The sequence below is a fragment of the Pseudovibrio sp. W74 genome (assembly GCF_001623085.1).
GTDB lineage: Bacteria > Pseudomonadota > Alphaproteobacteria > Rhizobiales > Stappiaceae > Pseudovibrio.
In genome coordinates, this window is record NZ_LMCJ01000013.1 from 257,221 (window position 1) to 272,970 (window position 15,750).

The window sequence follows — 15,750 nt, forward strand, 5'->3', positions numbered from 1 at the left end:
CCAGTGTGCCTTGAGGCACCTTCCTTATTGCCCGACTTTTTACAGAGCGCTGCCAGCCGCACGCATCGCCTCGCGCAGCTCTTTTGTGTCGACATCCCTGTAATTGATCGCTTTGTCGATTTTCTGTTTTGTCGCCACAGCCGCCGCATGTCCCAGCTCAAAGCACTGGGCAGTAACGCGGGCAGAAGCGAGCGCTTCGTGTTCGGCGCTCAGGCACCGTCCCGCGACAATCACGTTGTCCAGCTCCTTTGGCACCAGCGTGCCGTATGGAACCTCATAGTAATCTTCCATCAGCCAGTGCAGTTTGCTCTTCTCACCGGCGTGCATCTCAATCGGCCAGGAGGAGCGGACCACGCCGTCCTCAGGCTTGTCGCAGTTTGCAACATGCTCGTTTGTCAGGGTGGTTTCGCCGCTGATGGTCCGTGTCTGGCGAATGCCCACTTCTGGTGGCATGTCAATCAGCTGGGATTCTTCAAAGCCTTTGATCTTGTCCTTGAAGAAGCGGTGGTACTCGCGCGCCTGACGACGGCCATAGACTTCCGCGTATGTGAAATCAGCAGGGTCCACCACGTTCAGCAACCGGTTGTCCTGACCTGCCAGACGGGTGCAGTTCATCAGGAACACGCCCTTTTGCGGGGTTGGGAACACCCAGACCTTGTTGCGGGGTGTGTCGTACTCTCTGCTCTCAAAAGCCGTTTTCAGCTGTTCGATCATGTCAGGCGGGCAGATGGTGTTCTTGCCGAAGTAATCGTAGAAATCGCTTTCCACCACGTCTGACAGACGGAAGATCATGGTCGGGTTCTGAATGGCACCCTTATCGCCGAAGCTGTACTCACACCCCGCTTTCGTCACGAGAGCCGCATCTCCTGACGTATCAATGAATGCTTTTGCTTTGAGGAAAGTGCTGCCTGCCTTGGAGTCTACACGGATCGCGGTGATCTCATCACCATCGCGGACCACCTCGGTCATGTAGGTGTGGTAGAGGCACTGAACGCCGGATTCCTCAAGCAGATCGTCCGCAGCTTCGCGCCAGATCAGCGGATCAAAGGTCACCACGTGGGTGTTGCCGTAGATTTGTGGGGCGGTGGCACCGCCTTTGGCCAGCAGGCGAGCACGAAACTCTTCTGCAAAACCGAAAACAATTTGCTTGGCGTCTTTGTTTTCGATGTCGTCCTGGGTGAGGAACAGACCGCAGATAGTACCTGACAGGCCGGCAACTGCACCGCCGCCACAAAACCCGTTTTTCTCGATGAGGATTGTCTTCAAACCGCTGCGGGCACTCATAACAGCCGCAGCAACACCAGATGGGCCACCACCGCAAACAACAACATCTGCTTCAGCAAGAACAGGAGATGCGGTTTCTGCTAGGGCAGTCTCTTTCCAGTTTTTCATGGGTGCTTACCTTGTATGCCACAATTTATGGCTGTTTGCTTTAGTTCTGAGTCCATGAGGACAGTTTTCGGAAACATATCCTCAAAACTGACATATTAGCAACCTTAAAAGCAAAAACTGGCGGCTAGAGCAATGGTAATAACCCTTAGAAATCGATAAATATGATGAAATATTGGCTTCTGGCATGCCAATAATGATGTGCTGACATGCCAGAGGGTTTCGGTAAATTTCAGAGTATCAGTTCATGATAAAGCCTTAATTACTATAGCTTTTTTAGTTTATCTAAAATTCGCAAAGCGCAGAGGTTCCATGAAATCTAAGTGGTTTTTGCGTGACAGAATGACACAATGCCGAAGACTGATAGGTTACATTATCTAGGAGGGGTCCAGAATTGATATGGCAGCCGAGTGAAAAGCCGCCAAACAAGATCCAATCGGCTGACATAGCAGCAAAAGAAAAGAAGAGACCGCTGGCAAATCGGGAATGCACTGTGCTACACTGTGATACAACTGACGCAGAAATAACGCTTTTAAAACAGGGGGTAACCGTGGCTCACCAGAAAACTCAGGCTGAGCTTGCGCGCACGGAAATTGAGAGAAAGCTGTTTTTCAACGAGCTTGATGTTTCAGCTCTGTACTCTGAAAACAAACTCGCCTCTCTGTTGGATCTGGGCCGAACGCCCGTTCGTGAGGCGCTTCAGGCGCTGGAGCAGGATGAGATGCTGGCCATCCATCCGCGCAAAGGGGTTCAATTTCTCTCCATCACCGCAGAGCAGCAATTGCAGCTGCTGGAAGTGCGCAAGCAGATTGAGCCGATCTGCCTGAGATTTGCAGCCATGCGCGCCTCAACTGATCAACGCCGCGAGATGCTGGCGCTCGGGTCACTCATCGTGCAAAGCGCGAAGGATGAGGATGAGAAGTCGCTGCTGTCCAATCTGCAGGACATCCACCGCATCGTGACGGAAGCGACCAACAACCCGTACTTCCACCATTCCCTTGCTCGCGTGCAGAGCCAGTCACGCCGGTTCTGGTTTGCCAACAAAGACAAATCCGACAACCTGTTATGCTCGTATCATCATGAAGCTATCATGCGCGCGGTTGCCATGGGCAATGAGGAAGAAGCCGTCAAGCAATCCGGCTTGCTGCTAGAGCACTTGACCGAATCTGCTTTCAAGGCCCCAAAACCGGGCTGAGCAGGCGCAATCTAAGCATTGAATTGAGAGCGGGTGAGTCGCAAGGCCTACCCGTTTTTCACGCCAATATGCGGTTAGTCCACGCCTTCAACGATCACGGTTTCCACATCAGCGATGCCAATTCGAAACTCGCGGGCGGTTTGGTATTCGGGGGAGTTGTAGCAGTTCAACGCATCTTCCATGCTGTCAAACTCCACGATGACATGACGATGGTATTCTTGACCCTCGAGTTGCTCCGCCCTTTCGCCGCGCGCAAGGATGCGGCCAGTGTGTTTTCGCAGGACACTCGGAGCGGCCTCGACATAGAACCGATAGATATCAGGATTTTTGATATTGACGCGGGCAATCCAATAGGCTTTTGGCATCTGTTTTTTGCTCCTGAATCAAAGGTTTCTGACCGGCGGCAGACCATAATCTTTGGGTCTCACGGGGGCCAGATCATTGTCGTTCGTGCATTATAGAGCGCTTGCCTGAAGGCATTACTACCGGCTTTTGACCAACCAAAAATTCAAGTGAATCTGACGCTAGGGCCGTTTCTTAAAATGCGCTCAAAATCGGCAAAATAGAAAATTGTTCTTGATTAAACGGCGAGCTTTGCTAGTTTGCTAACACGAATTAGCAATGGATTGATGTTGCCTTTTCCGGGAAATCAAAGGGCTGGCCCTGAGAGTGTTTGTCGGAATGCGACGGCATCAGCCTGAAGACGGAATCACGAGGCGAACAGCCTTTCTGGTTCTTCATAGTACATTTATTCGCGGCGGACTTCTGAGCTTTCTTCAACCCTGCTGGAAGTCTGGGTGTTTGTTTTACCTGCCCGGTTGGTGCCGGGCACATGGTGTGAGTGGGGGCTTAAGTGCTTAAAGGGATCAACCCGATCATTTTCCCGGACCTGTTAAAGATCCTGCACGAGATGGGACATGGAGAAGAGATCGTGTTCAGCGATGCGCATTTTCCGGCCTATTCCGTTTGCGACACCGTGCTGCGTGCTGATGGGTGCGAAGCGACAGATCTGCTCAAAGCCGTCATGCCGCTTTGGGAGCTGGACCAGTATGACCCCGAAAACGTGATGATGATGGCCGCCGTGGAAGGCGACCAACTGCCGGATGGACTGGTGGACGACTACCAGAGCGCTCTGCCTGCAGGAGCTGAAATCACCTTTGTTGAGCGGTTTGCGTTCTATGAAAAAGCCAAGAAGGCAACCTGCGTTGTGGTGACAGGCACGACACGCAAGTATGGCAACGTCATTATCAAGAAGGGCGTGATCCAGAGCTAAAGCGCTTCCCCGCCAAGTGGGTCCGGTTTTCGGATTGGGGGGATGCGTGCAAATGAGGCAACGGGGACTGCGGCAGAACTCTGGGAGGAGTGCTGCAAGCAGTCAGGTATCAACCGGGTGTCTCAGCCATTTCAAATTGCTGATCTGCAGTCGCAGCACCAGTCGGGATCTGTGCGTTCTCACTGAGGTTTGCAGGCCAGTATTGGGGGGAGAAAAAAATGAATACCATCGTCAGGATGACGGGTATTGAAAAGACGTTTCCGGGTGTGCACGCCCTGAAGAATGTGCAGTTTGACTTGCGTGCCGGTGAAGTTCACGCCCTGATGGGAGAGAACGGTGCTGGCAAATCCACCTTGATGAAAGTTCTTTCCGGTGTTTACACCCGTGACGACGGCAAGATTGAAATCAACGGTACAGCGGCTGACCCAAAAGGGCCGCGAGAAGCGCAAGACCTCGGAATAGGCATCATCCATCAGGAACTCAGCCTGATGAACGATCTGACAGCAGCGCAGAACATCTTCATTGGCCGTGAGCCGCGCCTGAGATTTGGACGTCTCGATGAGGCTGCGCTCAACCAGAAGACCCGCGACATCTTTCAGAGCATGGCGCTGGATTTGCAGCCTGACGTGCTGGTTGGCAACCTGACCATTGCCAAGCAGCAGATGGTGGAGATCGCCAAGGCACTCTCCTATCGCTCGCAGGTGCTGATCATGGATGAGCCGACCGCCGCGCTGAACGACAAGGAAATCGCCGAACTGTTCACCATCATCCGCCGTTTGAAGGCGGAAGGTGTAGGCATCATCTATATCAGCCACAAGATGGACGAGCTGAAACAGATCTCCGATCGCGTCACCGTCATGCGCGATGGCGAGTATGTGGGCACCGTCCCTGCCGCTGATACGCCGGTCAACGAGATCATTTCCATGATGGTTGGCCGTGAGGTGAAAGAGGAAGCCGTTGAGGTGCCGGACCTTTCAGCGGCAGACGTTGCGCTGGAAGTGAAGAGCCTGAACCGCGGCACCGAAATCCGCGATGTCAGCTTTGCGCTAAAAAAAGGCGAGATCCTCGGCTTTGCGGGCCTGATGGGGGCAGGGCGCACAGAAGTGGCCCGTGCAATCTTTGGCGCTGATCCGCTGGATTCAGGTGAAGTCTGGGTGAATGGCCATAAATGCAAAATCAACAGCCCGTCAGATGCTGTGCAGGTTGGCATTGGTTATCTGTCAGAGGACCGCAAGCACTTCGGCCTGGCAACAGGCATGGATGTGCGCGCCAATGTAGCTATGGCCAGTTTAGATCAGTTCTGCAATCGTCTTGGCGTGCTGAATGAAGCTGGCATGGCAGAGGTCGCCGCCAGGTACATCAAGCAGCTGGAAATCAGAACACCTTCTGACAAGCAGGAGCTTCAGTTCCTGTCTGGAGGCAACCAGCAAAAGGTGGTCATTGCCAAATGGCTGCTGCGCGACTGCGACATCCTCATTTTTGATGAGCCCACACGCGGCATTGATGTGGGGGCAAAATCCGAAATTTATAAGCTGTTGAACTCACTGGCAGAGCAGGGCTGCGCGATCATCGTCATCTCCTCCGAGCTGCCAGAGGTTATGCGCCTCAGCCATCGCATCGCGGTGATGTGCGAAGGCCGCCTGACAGGCATTTTGCCGGGTGGCAGTTCAACAACGCAAGAAGACATTATGCGCCTTGCAACACAACGCGACCCAGCTGCGCAAATTGTGAGTGAAGTTCAATGACAGACACCACCTTAACCCCGCAAAAGAACCTTATCGGTCGTTTTGTGAGCTCCGGCGCACACCAGAAACTGCTCGCCTTTGCCAGCTTGATTGTGCTGCTCATTGGCTTTGGTCTGGCCTCGCCAAACTTCATGCAGATGTCCAACATGATCGCCATTTTGCAGGCGACATCGGTCAACGGCGTTCTGGCCATTGCAGCAACGCTTATCATCATCACCGGCGGTATTGATCTGTCCATCGGCACCATGATGACCTTCTGTGCTGTGATCGCCGGAGTGGTGCTCACATATTGGGGTCTGCCCCTGCCGCTTGGTGTTGTCGCTGCCATTGGCGCTGGTGCGCTCTGCGGTCTGTGTTCCGGCACATTCGTTGCCAAAATGAAGGTGCCACCCTTCATCGCAACGCTTGGCATGATGCTGATTTTGAAGGGCCTGTCCCTCGTCATCTCCGGCACACGCCCAATCTACTTCAACGACACGCCGGGGTTTGATCTCATTTCCCGTGGCTCCGTGATCGGGGCTGTCTTTCCGGGCTTTCAGATCCCGAATGGTGTGTTGATTCTGTTCCTTGTTGCGATTGCAGCTTCCTACGTTCTGGGAAGAACTGTTTTGGGCCGCTACACCTTCGCACTTGGGTCCAACGAGGAATCCGTGCGCCTGTCCGGCGTCAACACGGATGCCTGGAAAATGGGAATTTACGCGCTTGCAGGTGGGATCTGCGGTATTGCGGGAATTCTCATCGCGTCCCGCCTCAATTCCGCTCAGCCAGCCCTTGGTCTTGGCTATGAGCTGGAAGCAATCGCTGCTGTGGTGATTGGCGGAACGTCTCTGGCCGGTGGTCGCGGCACCATCATGGGAACGCTGATCGGAGCACTGATCATGGCGGTGCTGACCAACGGTCTGCGTGTGCTTTCCGTTGCTCAGGAATGGCAGACCGTGGTGACCGGCGCGATCATCATTCTGGCCGTCTATGCGGATATGGCCCGCAAGAAAAAAGCTCATGCTTAAAAGCGGTTGGGGCGCTTTTGTCCCAGCATCTTTAGTGGAGCGAATTCTTATCGTTTGATTGAAACCAATCCAACGGAACACGCTCTAAATTATTTCATTGGGAGGAAATATTATGTTTACACGTCGTACTTTGATTGGGGCCTTGGCCTCAGCAACATTGCTTGCAACCAGCTCGCTTTCATTCGCAGCGGATAAGGTTTACATCCCGTTGATCTCCAAGGGCTTCCAGCACCAGTTCTGGCAAGCTGTGAAGGCAGGTGCGGATAATGCAGCCGCTGAGCTGAACGTTGAAATCACGTTTGAAGGTCCGGACAGTGAAGCCATGGTTGATCGCCAAATCGACATGCTGGCCGCAGCACTGGCCAAGAACCCGGCAGCCATCGGCTTTGCCGCGCTGGACAGTCAGGCTGCTATTCCACTGCTGCGTCAGGCACAGTCCGCTGGTATTCCGATCATCGCATTCGACAGCGGCGTGGAAAGCGAAATTCCTGTGGCGCTGGCCGCAACCGACAACGTGGCAGCAGCAAGCCTTGCAGCTGACAAAATGGCAGAGCTGATCGGCAAAAGCGGTAAGGTGGCCGTGGTTGCCCATGACCAGACCAGCCGCACCGGCATCGACCGCCGCGATGGTTTCCTCAACCAGATGAAGAACTATCCGGATATCGAAGTGGTAACTGTTCAGTACGGCGGCGGCGATCAGCTCAAGTCCACCGAGCTGACCAAAGCGATCCTGACAGCTAACCCGGACATCAAAGGCGTCTTTGGCACCAACGAAGGGTCCGCAATCGGTGTTGCCAACGGCGTACGTGAAATGGGCAGCAAAGATGTTGTGATCATCGGTTACGATTCTGGCCGTGCCCAGAAAGACGCCGTCCGCAGCGGCCTGATGGCAGGTGCGATCACCCAGAACCCGGTCGGCATCGGTTATGAAACCGTCAAAGCCGCCGTCATGGCCTCACAGGGCAAAGACGTCCCATCCAACATCGACACCGGCTTCTACTACTACGATGCCTCCAACATAGACGACCCAGAAATCGCAGCAGTCCTCTACGACTAGAGCGCGTTCCGTTTGATTGAATTCAATCAAACGACAAGAATTCGCTGAAAGTAAAGAAATTAGAGCGTGAGGCGTGAATGCAAATGAACGCAACACGCTCTAAGCGTTATTCGGTTATCTGAGACAAAAACCAAAAGGCCTCTCATCGCGAGAGGCCTTTTTTGGTCTTAGCTCTTTGCAATTGAAATTAGCTTCCTCAGATCCTGCCCAAGCTCCAACCACGGTTTTGCCTTTGCGGTGGGGCGGTTCCATTTTCGTTCGGACTGGCGCATCAGGTATGCGGCATAGGTGGCGGCGAGGATGTTGCCGGCTGCAAGACCTGCGAGGATCCACCAGAGCCCAAGCTTTGAACCTATGAAGAGCAACGGGAAGACCAGCACGAAGGTGCGCACCAGCATAATCTTCAGTGCAATGCGCGGCATCTGCAGGCCGTTGAAGATGGCGACGGTGACTGCAACAAGACCCTGAAATGCGTAGGAGACTGCAACGATCTTGAAGTAGATGCTGACGAAATTGATGACTGCTGGATCATCAGAGAAAATGGTTGCGATGGAAGGGCCAAGCAGAGCGAGGACGGCGAACAGAAGGATGCCGAGATAAAACGAGGCTTTGCCTGCAAAGATGATCGCCTGGTCGATACGTTCATGTTCCTTCGCCCCAAAGTTTTGCGCAATGAACGGGGTGACGGCCATGGAAACGGCGAAGATGCCGATCAGGGCGAGAGATTCAATTCGCCCAACAATCCCAAAGGCAGCAACAGCCTGCGATCCATAATCAGCCAGCAGGAAGGTTGTAAAAATGCCGGTGGTTGGCACAAGCATCTGCATGGAGATTGTTGAAAGGGAGAACTTCAGGATTTCCGCAAGACCAGACAGCGCGCCGTCAAGTTTGCTCAAGCCAATCAGGTTTTGCCGGGTGAGGATGAACATCACACCCAGAAAAATGAAGCCAAAGGACAGCACGGTAGCCCAGGCCGCCCCTGCCAGACCCAGCTCTGGAAACGGACCAATGCCGAAGATAAGCAGATAGTCAAAGACCAGATTGATTACACCAGCAATGCCAAAAACCACTTCCGTTTGCTTGGTGATGCCAATAGCCCGCGCTGCGCCGCTGCCAACAATGCCAAGCATCAGCAGTGGGAGGCCCAGATAGAGCGTGCCCATGTACGCATCGAGCAAAGGAAGGATGTCCTTTGAAGCACCAAGTGCGGAAAATGTCGGGCCAATAAACGCGCGCCCGGCAAAGCTGAGAGAGACGGCGACAAGGACCACAAGTGCCAGAGACACCATGGTTAGCATTTTGGCCTTCTGGCGTTCACCGGAACCCACCGCCCTGGCGATGACAGAGGAAACGCCAACTGAAAACCCCATGAACACTGCGGCAAACAGAAAGAAGGCACTGGAAGAGAACGCCAGAGCCGCCAGTTCATTGGACCCCAGCTTGCCGACAAAATAGCTGTCGACGATCTGGAACAGGAAGGTAGAAAGCATGCCAAGGCTGATGGGGGCTGCCATGCGCAAAAGCATTGTGTTGACGGGTACTTCCATCATGGGGTTGGAATGGGTGTTCATGGGTTCACTCACTGGCTTGGGATGGCATGCAAGGTCGGATCAGACGCCCCCGGGTGGAGAAACTGTCACCACCCGAGGGTGCTTCGGCCCATATGTCGTTATTGGAGGGCCATCAGGCAGCAACAGGGACTTTTGGGGATGTCCCTTGTGCTGCGTGAACTTGTTGAACAGCGGGATCAGCGGCCAGTTTGCGCACCAGAGCGTCGATGTTCTTGTACTCAGATGTTGGCTTTTCAAACCCATAGGCCCAGCTGGCCATGGCGTAGAGGAAGGCATCTGCAACGGATTTTGTCTCGCCAACCATCCAGTCCCGGCCTTCAAGATGCTGGTCAATCTGCGTCAGAGCTTTGTCGACCAGCTGCTTTGCAGCGGCTTTCACGTCGTCATAGCCATTTGCATCTGTGGTGAAGCGCATTGGCATGAACACTGGCCAGAAATACGGGTGCAGCGTGCCGGAAAGGTAGACAAGCCAACGGTGCAGATGCACTCTGTCTGCAGTGCCTGCGGCTGGTCCAATGTTCGCTTGCGGGTTCTGATCCACCAGATGCAGGAGGATTGCCATGCCTTCTGGCAGAGCAAGGTCTCCATCCACCAGTGTTGGCACAACACCAGACGGGTTTAGTTTGAGATACTCTTCAGACTTCATGGTCGGGAAATCGATGTGCTCGACTTCATAGGGCTTGCCGATCCATTCAAGAGCGATGTGCATGGCGGTGGCGCAAGTGCCAGGGGCTGAATAAAGTTTCATGGGATCTCTCGCTTTAACTATGGGGTTGGAAGGGGAGCCTCTGCTCCCCAATACTGCTGGTCACCAGGTCTGGTCAGGATCCACCTTGAACAGGTGCTCCATGAAGACGCGGGTGACAGCTTGCAGCTTGTCGGTGCGGGCATGGTCGCGCTGCAGTTCAGCAGGAACAACGTTCCAGGTGATTGGCTCGACGCCGGCTTCAATCATGCGTCGCATGCCGTTTTCGTGGCTGAGCTGGGTGATGGAACCGACGGCGTCTTCGGGCACATACACATCATAGCCAGCTGCTTCCGCTTCAATTGCCGGATAGGCGAGGCAGACATCCGTCCAGAGGCCGCCCATGATGAGCTTCTTGCGTCCGGTTGCTTTCACCGCTTCAACAAATTCTGGCTCTTCCCAGGCGTTGACGCTCGTGCGGTCAATAAAAACGGCATTCGGAGCAAGCTTCTGCAGTTCTTCAATCATAGGGTCATACCCGTTCAACCCCACGGCAACGTGGCTGAAGATGATCGGGATATCGTAGATGACGGCGGTTTTGATGAGGCCGGTTGTGTTGTTGATCAGCGTTTCGTGATCAATGTTTTTTACCCCTGCCAGAATTGGCGGTTGGTAGTCGATGAGGATGAGTGCAGAGTTTGAGGGGGACAGAAACGGATCTTCATCCGCTGCCCGAACCGGAGTGCCCTGATACCCTTCCGGGTAAGACGCGACACCGTTGACGGTCTTAATCTTTGGTGCGTCGGCAAGGGCAGGCAAACTGGTTGAAAAGAGTGCGATCCCTACCGCTGCGATCACTGGCTTCAATGCTGAGAACATCTGGTGTTCCTCGTGGTTTGAGTTGTTCTTGTGTGATGAACTTGCTGTAGGGGAAAATTAGGCGGGAATTTATTGTTGCACAATCTGCACTAAATGCGTTTTATTGTTTCCTATATGAGTTAATGTGATGAGGCAGATATGGCTGATCTAAATGCTATCGCAGCCTTTGTAGCTGTCGCGGATGCGGGTACATTTTCCGGCGGGGCAGAGGTCATTGGCATCCCCAAAGGCAGCATTAGTCGCAAGATCAGTATTCTTGAGGAAAGTCTCGGTGTGCGCTTGTTTCACCGGACAACGCGCAAAGTCACCCTTACGGACATTGGGCGATCCTTTTATGAGCGGTGCAAGCGCGGTGTGGATGAGCTTTCCGCAGCAACCCAGCTGGTGGATGAGAGCACGGCAACGCCCTCAGGCATCTTGCGCATCGCAGCCCCGGCTGCATTTGGGGAGGGAGCCTTTGGTGATGTGGTGGCGACGTATCTTGCCCGCTATCCCAAAACCAGAGTGGAGTTGTTGCTGAGCGATGAATATGTAGACCTGATCGAAGAGCGGATTGATCTGGCGCTGCGCTTCGGCGAGTTGCAGGATTCATCGTTGATAGCCCGCAAACTGTCCTCCACCCACCGCATTCTCTGCGCCAGTCCAAAGCTTCTGGAGGTTTTAGGAGAGCCGAAAAAACTGGAGGATCTGGCAGAGTTTCCTTCCATTGTTCACGGAGCCACATTGGGTCAGACCACATGGCGCATGGTGAACGGCAAAGGCACAGAGTTTTTCGCACGGCATAAACCAAGGCTGGCTGCCCAAAGCATCTCCATGGCATCCAGTGCTGCCGCTTTGGGAATTGGCGTTGCCCTACTTCCGGAAAGAGCAGCTGAGGAGGCTCTGCAAACCGGAGCGTTGACACACATCCTGACAGGCTACGCCACCCCAACACAAGGCCTTTACGCCATCTACCCCAGCAGCAAACAACTCTCCCTCAACGTCCGCACCTTCATGGACCTCTTAAACACCTCCGACCTGCTGGCGAAGTAGGGGAGGTTTTACAAAGGCGCATGTTCTCTACGTCTTCGCCTTGCGGAATACTGCGGGGGTAGCGCCGGTCCAGCGTTTGAAGGCGACGGAGAAGGCGGCTTGGTCGGCGAAGTCGAGCAGGAAGGCGACCTGGGCGATGCTGTCTGTTCCCACCAGCAAACGTTTTGCCAGATCGCAACGGGCAGATTCCACCAGAGACTTGAAGTTGGTGCCTTCCTCGGAGAGTTTGCGCGTCAGGGTCCGACGGGTCATGCAGAGTTCTTTGGCTACCTCATCGCCGCTCGGCAGGCTGCCGGGTAAGCGGGAGCGCACCAGTTTGATGACTTTGGCAGACAGGCCGGTTCGGTTTTGCGGCAGCTGGCTCAGTCGTTCCTCTCCATGTTTGAGCAAATGCTCTCGCAAAGCTGTGTCGGAAGTCGCGATCTGAAACTCGAACCCACCAGTGGGCAACCTCACGCCGTTGATTGATTGAACGCCTGTAACCTCGCAGTCTGCCAACTCAGAAAGACGCGCGCAGTGCTCTGTGTCCTCACATTCCAACATGACGGACATCTTTCCAAAGCCATCACCTGCAATTTGCTCTGTGCGCTTGAGCAAGCCAAACACCAGGAACTCGCGATGTCTTGGGAATTGATGCGCGCTGAGAATGTCACTGCTCAGGCAAATGGTGGGCTCAGCTTCACTGCCATCCAGATCAAAGCGAAGATCCGGGTCTTCCAATGCGTAGTATTTTTGCGCGAAGCGAAACACTTGTCCGATGTTGTCACTGGCCTGAGCCAAATACGCCAGTAGTGTCTTCGCTCCCGGTGATGCGAGGCCAGCACGAGCCGCGAAGGTTGGGTCCTCCAAAGCCTCGCAGGCTGTTTCCAGCGCGGCGGCTTCTCGTTGCAGATCTATTCTTGCTGTTGCGTTGCTCAGCTCTTCCACTGAAACACCGACAGCCTCCAGGATCTTGTCAAAGCCGAGAGCCGCGTTTGGCTCCCGCCCATATACTTGCGCTGCATGGCGCAATCGGTAGGCGCTTATGCGTGTCATGCTGACTTCCACTCTGTCTGAGAGGGGCGCCTCAACATTCTTTTGCGTCGATTAGCCTCTCAAATGTCCAGAAATCAAAAATCGATGGCCAGAACTCTAAAGAACGTCCTTTGCTCATACGTTAATTTACGAACATCAACAAACGGTGCTGCCTAGGACGGTAGCTTTCTAATCAAAGCAAAGGACATTCACCGTGAAGTCGATCATCCTTTCAAGCGTCATGGTAGTTGGCGCATTAACCACCGAAGCCTCAGCGGCAGGTGGTGAACCACGCTGGTGGGTTCCACCAGGAGAATCTGACAGTTACTCCATTGTCAGTATTGTTGTTTTCTTTCTGGCCTTTCTTTTGATTGTGCATCTTTATTCCCGCTTTGACCGCTATGCGGAACACAAGGCAAAGGGAACACCGCTTCGCACAACAGTGCCAGTGATGCTGACTGTAGCCCTTGCCTATGAAGTTATGCCGGCCCTGTCTCATTTCAGCATCTTGCTTCCGGCCTCCCTGATCCTTACAGCGATCGCTCGCGATTTTATGCTGTGGTGGACTCCTAAAATGCAGGAGGCAAACAAATGATTGAGCTTCTTGTCACCTCTTTTCCTTTCGTGCTGCGGGTATGGTACCTGCGCTGGAAGGGCATGCCGATTACTCTCTACAACGTGCATTATGCCTTGGTTTTATGGGTGTTTATGGCTCTCGCCGTCTTCTTTGCGGTGTTCTATTACTACCCGAAGTCGTTTACAGGCATCGTTCCTTTTAAGACCGTTCCGGTTGTTGCCGAAAACGGTGGAACAGTCACAGAAGTCTTCGTCACTGGTGGCGACCGTGTCAAAGTTGGCGACCCGCTGTTCAGCACAGAAAGTGCAATGGAAAAGGCCAAAGTTGATCATGCAAACCGCAAGATTGACGAAATCAAAAGCGCTATCAAAACCGCACATCTGGAAGTGGAAACTGCAGATGCAGCGCTGGATGCAGCCAAAACAGGTCTGAATCAGGCTGAGATGACGTTGGCGGACCACGAAGAGCTTAAGATGAAAAACTCTGCAGCCTTCCAGCGAGCCCGATTGGAACGTGCGATTTCGCAGCGAGACACCAGTGTGGCAGATGTGAAAGCAGCGAAAGCAAAACTGGAAGCTGCAAAAGTGCAAGCGCACTCTACTCTTCCATCACAACTGGCAAGTGCCCAGTCCACACTTGAGCAGGCTGAAATAGAACTGAAAAAGACACGGGTTTACAGTCTGGTTGATGGTGTTGTTGAGCAAGTGACCCTGCATGTTGGAGCCCGAGCAGCACAGGCAGCAATGGCTCCGGCCATGGTGATCATCCCGGACCGAACCCAAGAGGAAGGTTCTCGTGTGGTTGCTGGTTTCTCTCAGGTTTCCCGCACTGAACTTTACGAAGGCATGGCAGCTGAGATCGCCTGTGAAAGTAACTTTAACATTGCGATGTTCCACACGGTTCTACCAGCACGGATCTCTCGCATTCAAAAGTCAATCTCCTCCGGCCAGATGGCACCATCCGGCAAGTTGATGGAACCTGGAGAACGCGCCAAACGTGGTCAGGTCGTCGCTCACCTCGATCTGGTCTACCCGGAACACCAGAAGTATCTGGTCCCAGGCAGTGGATGTGTTGTGCAGACCTATACAACAGACCTGAAAGGCGACATGTCAGGCGGTGTAACGGCCCACGTAATCTCAGCCCTCGGCGTCATCAAAGCAGTAGGCCTTCGAGTGAAAGCATGGCTTGGCCTTGCAATCGGAATTGGCCTTGCAGGATCCGCTCACTAAGAGCGATCAGATTAGAAAACCCAAAGAAAACAGTTTTCTCCCGAAGACGGAAAGTAAACCGATCAAGAACTCAAGGATCCGGACTGGTTCCGCTCGGGAGTACCACCGAAGAGAGCAGCCTAACTGGCAATCTGAGCACCTCGTTCTCTTCAAAGCAACCCAGTGGTCAGAGCAGTAAGGACCAGCGGCGAGAACCCTGAAAGCCGAAGCAAAACCTTACGACCACCAATAAAAAGAAGAAGAAAAATGTCTATCAAAGCCCTGACAATCGCAGCAGTTGCCCTCTCCGTTGGTTACACAGTGGATTATAACCCAAGACCTTCGCAGCCTGGCACCAAATCCATCTCACCAATCTCCTTCAAAATCGGTGAGGCAAATGCCCAGACAGCAGAGCGCAATGCAGCTCGCCGGACCGCCCGCCGTACATCCCGCCGTGTCAACCGCCGCCAGAGCATCTCAGGCTGTACCCCATACAATGGCTACTACAACTGCGGCGGCACTTATTATCAGGCCACGACCGAAGATGGAAAAACAGTTTATGTGGTTGTAAATCCATAAGGGAGACTACCGACCCTCCCAGATGTCCCACCGTCCTGGCATCATGGGTGACCAGCCACAAAAGGCCTCTCATCGCGAGAGGCCTTTTTTCTGTTTGAGGAGCTGGGGCCAGTGTTTGTCATATGTGATCGGTTCTCCCACATTCCTGCTTTGACACCTTGGAATTGCTGGTTTTAGTATGGTTGGAATGATTGGGTTTATGGAGCTCTGGGATGGTGGATATGGGTGATCTTGCGGGGCTTTGGGAGAGGCTTGGGGGTGAGGAACTCCGGGGCATCTTTATTGGGCTCAATCGGGAGCAGGTTGAGGAGTTGGTTGCGGCGGCAGATGCGCGGCGCGTGGCTGGGCAGAAGCTGAGTGCAATTGATGGGCAGCTTGTTGCGATCAAGGGGAATATTGCACTGAAAGGACGGGCAACGACGGCTGGATCTGCTGTTTATGCCACCGAGATTGAAGCTGAGAATGCAGCGGTGGTGCAGCAGGTGATTGAGGCGGGGGGCATTCCCATCGGGCCTGCCAATATGACCGAGTTTGCGTTT

The 15,750-nt window shown here is 53.8% G+C and carries 16 protein-coding genes; 10 read left to right on the forward strand and 6 right to left on the reverse strand.

Annotated features, from left to right (window positions below; all coding sequences use genetic code 11):
* Positions 1–39: 39 nt before the first annotated feature.
* Complete coding sequence (locus PsW74_RS10175; protein WP_057461528.1) at positions 40–1,392, reverse strand: FAD-dependent oxidoreductase; 1,353 nt, start codon at positions 1,390–1,392, stop codon at positions 40–42.
* 547 nt (positions 1,393–1,939) lie between these two features.
* Between PsW74_RS10175 and PsW74_RS10180 the strand changes: the two genes are divergently transcribed.
* Positions 1,940–2,584 carry a GntR family transcriptional regulator gene (locus tag PsW74_RS10180; RefSeq protein WP_063288114.1) on the forward strand — a complete coding sequence of 215 codons (645 nt, stop codon included), beginning with the start codon at positions 1,940–1,942 and terminating at the stop codon, positions 2,582–2,584.
* Between the two features lie 74 nt (positions 2,585–2,658).
* Here the strand turns inward: PsW74_RS10180 and PsW74_RS10185 are convergent, their stop codons facing one another.
* Positions 2,659–2,949, reverse strand: a complete 291-nt coding sequence (locus PsW74_RS10185) for a DUF1330 domain-containing protein (RefSeq protein ID WP_063287998.1) — start codon at positions 2,947–2,949, stop codon at positions 2,659–2,661.
* A gap of 488 nt (positions 2,950–3,437) precedes the next feature.
* Here PsW74_RS10185 and fucU point away from each other — a divergent pair, with 488 nt between their 5' ends.
* The 4 genes from fucU (at position 3,438) to PsW74_RS10205 (ending at position 7,666) form a co-directional block, all read left to right on the forward strand.
* Complete coding sequence (fucU, locus tag PsW74_RS10190) at positions 3,438–3,857, forward strand: L-fucose mutarotase (protein WP_063287999.1); 420 nt, start codon at positions 3,438–3,440, stop codon at positions 3,855–3,857.
* A gap of 218 nt (positions 3,858–4,075) precedes the next feature.
* Positions 4,076–5,602 (forward strand): sugar ABC transporter ATP-binding protein, encoded by a 1,527-nt coding sequence (locus PsW74_RS10195; RefSeq protein ID WP_063288000.1) that lies wholly within the window; start codon positions 4,076–4,078, stop codon positions 5,600–5,602.
* Positions 5,599–6,609, forward strand: a complete 1,011-nt coding sequence (locus tag PsW74_RS10200; RefSeq protein ID WP_063288001.1) for an ABC transporter permease — start codon at positions 5,599–5,601, stop codon at positions 6,607–6,609. Before PsW74_RS10195 ends, PsW74_RS10200 begins: the two co-directional genes overlap by 4 nt.
* A 112-nt stretch (positions 6,610–6,721) precedes the next feature.
* The gene (locus PsW74_RS10205; protein WP_057461523.1) at positions 6,722–7,666 is read left to right on the forward strand and encodes an ABC transporter substrate-binding protein; all 945 of its coding nucleotides are present in this window, start codon (positions 6,722–6,724) and stop codon (positions 7,664–7,666) included.
* Positions 7,667–7,833: 167 nt separating this feature from the next.
* Here the strand turns inward: PsW74_RS10205 and PsW74_RS10210 are convergent, their stop codons facing one another.
* From PsW74_RS10210 to PsW74_RS10220, 3 genes are all read right to left on the reverse strand, one after another.
* A complete protein-coding gene (locus PsW74_RS10210; protein WP_063288002.1) occupies positions 7,834–9,237 on the reverse strand; it encodes an MATE family efflux transporter in 1,404 nt (467 codons plus the stop codon).
* Between the two features lie 112 nt (positions 9,238–9,349).
* On the reverse strand, positions 9,350–9,985 hold the full coding sequence (locus PsW74_RS10215; protein WP_063288003.1) for a glutathione S-transferase N-terminal domain-containing protein: 636 nt from the start codon (positions 9,983–9,985) through the stop codon (positions 9,350–9,352).
* A 60-nt stretch (positions 9,986–10,045) separates the two neighbouring features.
* Positions 10,046–10,801: a hydrolase gene (locus tag PsW74_RS10220; RefSeq protein ID WP_063288004.1), complete on the reverse strand. Its 756-nt coding sequence runs from the start codon at positions 10,799–10,801 to the stop codon at positions 10,046–10,048.
* A gap of 138 nt (positions 10,802–10,939) precedes the next feature.
* Between PsW74_RS10220 and PsW74_RS10225 the strand changes: the two genes are divergently transcribed.
* A complete protein-coding gene (locus tag PsW74_RS10225) occupies positions 10,940–11,833 on the forward strand; it encodes a LysR family transcriptional regulator (protein ID WP_063288005.1) in 894 nt (297 codons plus the stop codon).
* Between the two features lie 27 nt (positions 11,834–11,860).
* Here the strand turns inward: PsW74_RS10225 and PsW74_RS10230 are convergent, their stop codons facing one another.
* Positions 11,861–12,868 carry a helix-turn-helix domain-containing protein gene (locus tag PsW74_RS10230; RefSeq protein WP_208980549.1) on the reverse strand — a complete coding sequence of 336 codons (1,008 nt, stop codon included), beginning with the start codon at positions 12,866–12,868 and terminating at the stop codon, positions 11,861–11,863.
* A gap of 193 nt (positions 12,869–13,061) precedes the next feature.
* Between PsW74_RS10230 and PsW74_RS10235 the strand changes: the two genes are divergently transcribed.
* From PsW74_RS10235 to PsW74_RS29290, 4 genes are all read left to right on the forward strand, one after another.
* Positions 13,062–13,442: a hypothetical protein gene (locus PsW74_RS10235; RefSeq protein WP_152986716.1), complete on the forward strand. Its 381-nt coding sequence runs from the start codon at positions 13,062–13,064 to the stop codon at positions 13,440–13,442.
* Positions 13,439–14,653 carry a hypothetical protein gene (locus PsW74_RS10240; RefSeq protein ID WP_063288006.1) on the forward strand — a complete coding sequence of 405 codons (1,215 nt, stop codon included), beginning with the start codon at positions 13,439–13,441 and terminating at the stop codon, positions 14,651–14,653. Before PsW74_RS10235 ends, PsW74_RS10240 begins: the two co-directional genes overlap by 4 nt.
* 246 nt (positions 14,654–14,899) lie before the next feature.
* Positions 14,900–15,211, forward strand: a complete 312-nt coding sequence (locus tag PsW74_RS10245) for a hypothetical protein (protein ID WP_063288007.1) — start codon at positions 14,900–14,902, stop codon at positions 15,209–15,211.
* 221 nt (positions 15,212–15,432) lie between these two features.
* The coding region (locus PsW74_RS29290; RefSeq protein ID WP_244277855.1) for an amidase family protein at positions 15,433–15,750 on the forward strand (318 nt) is incomplete at its 3' end.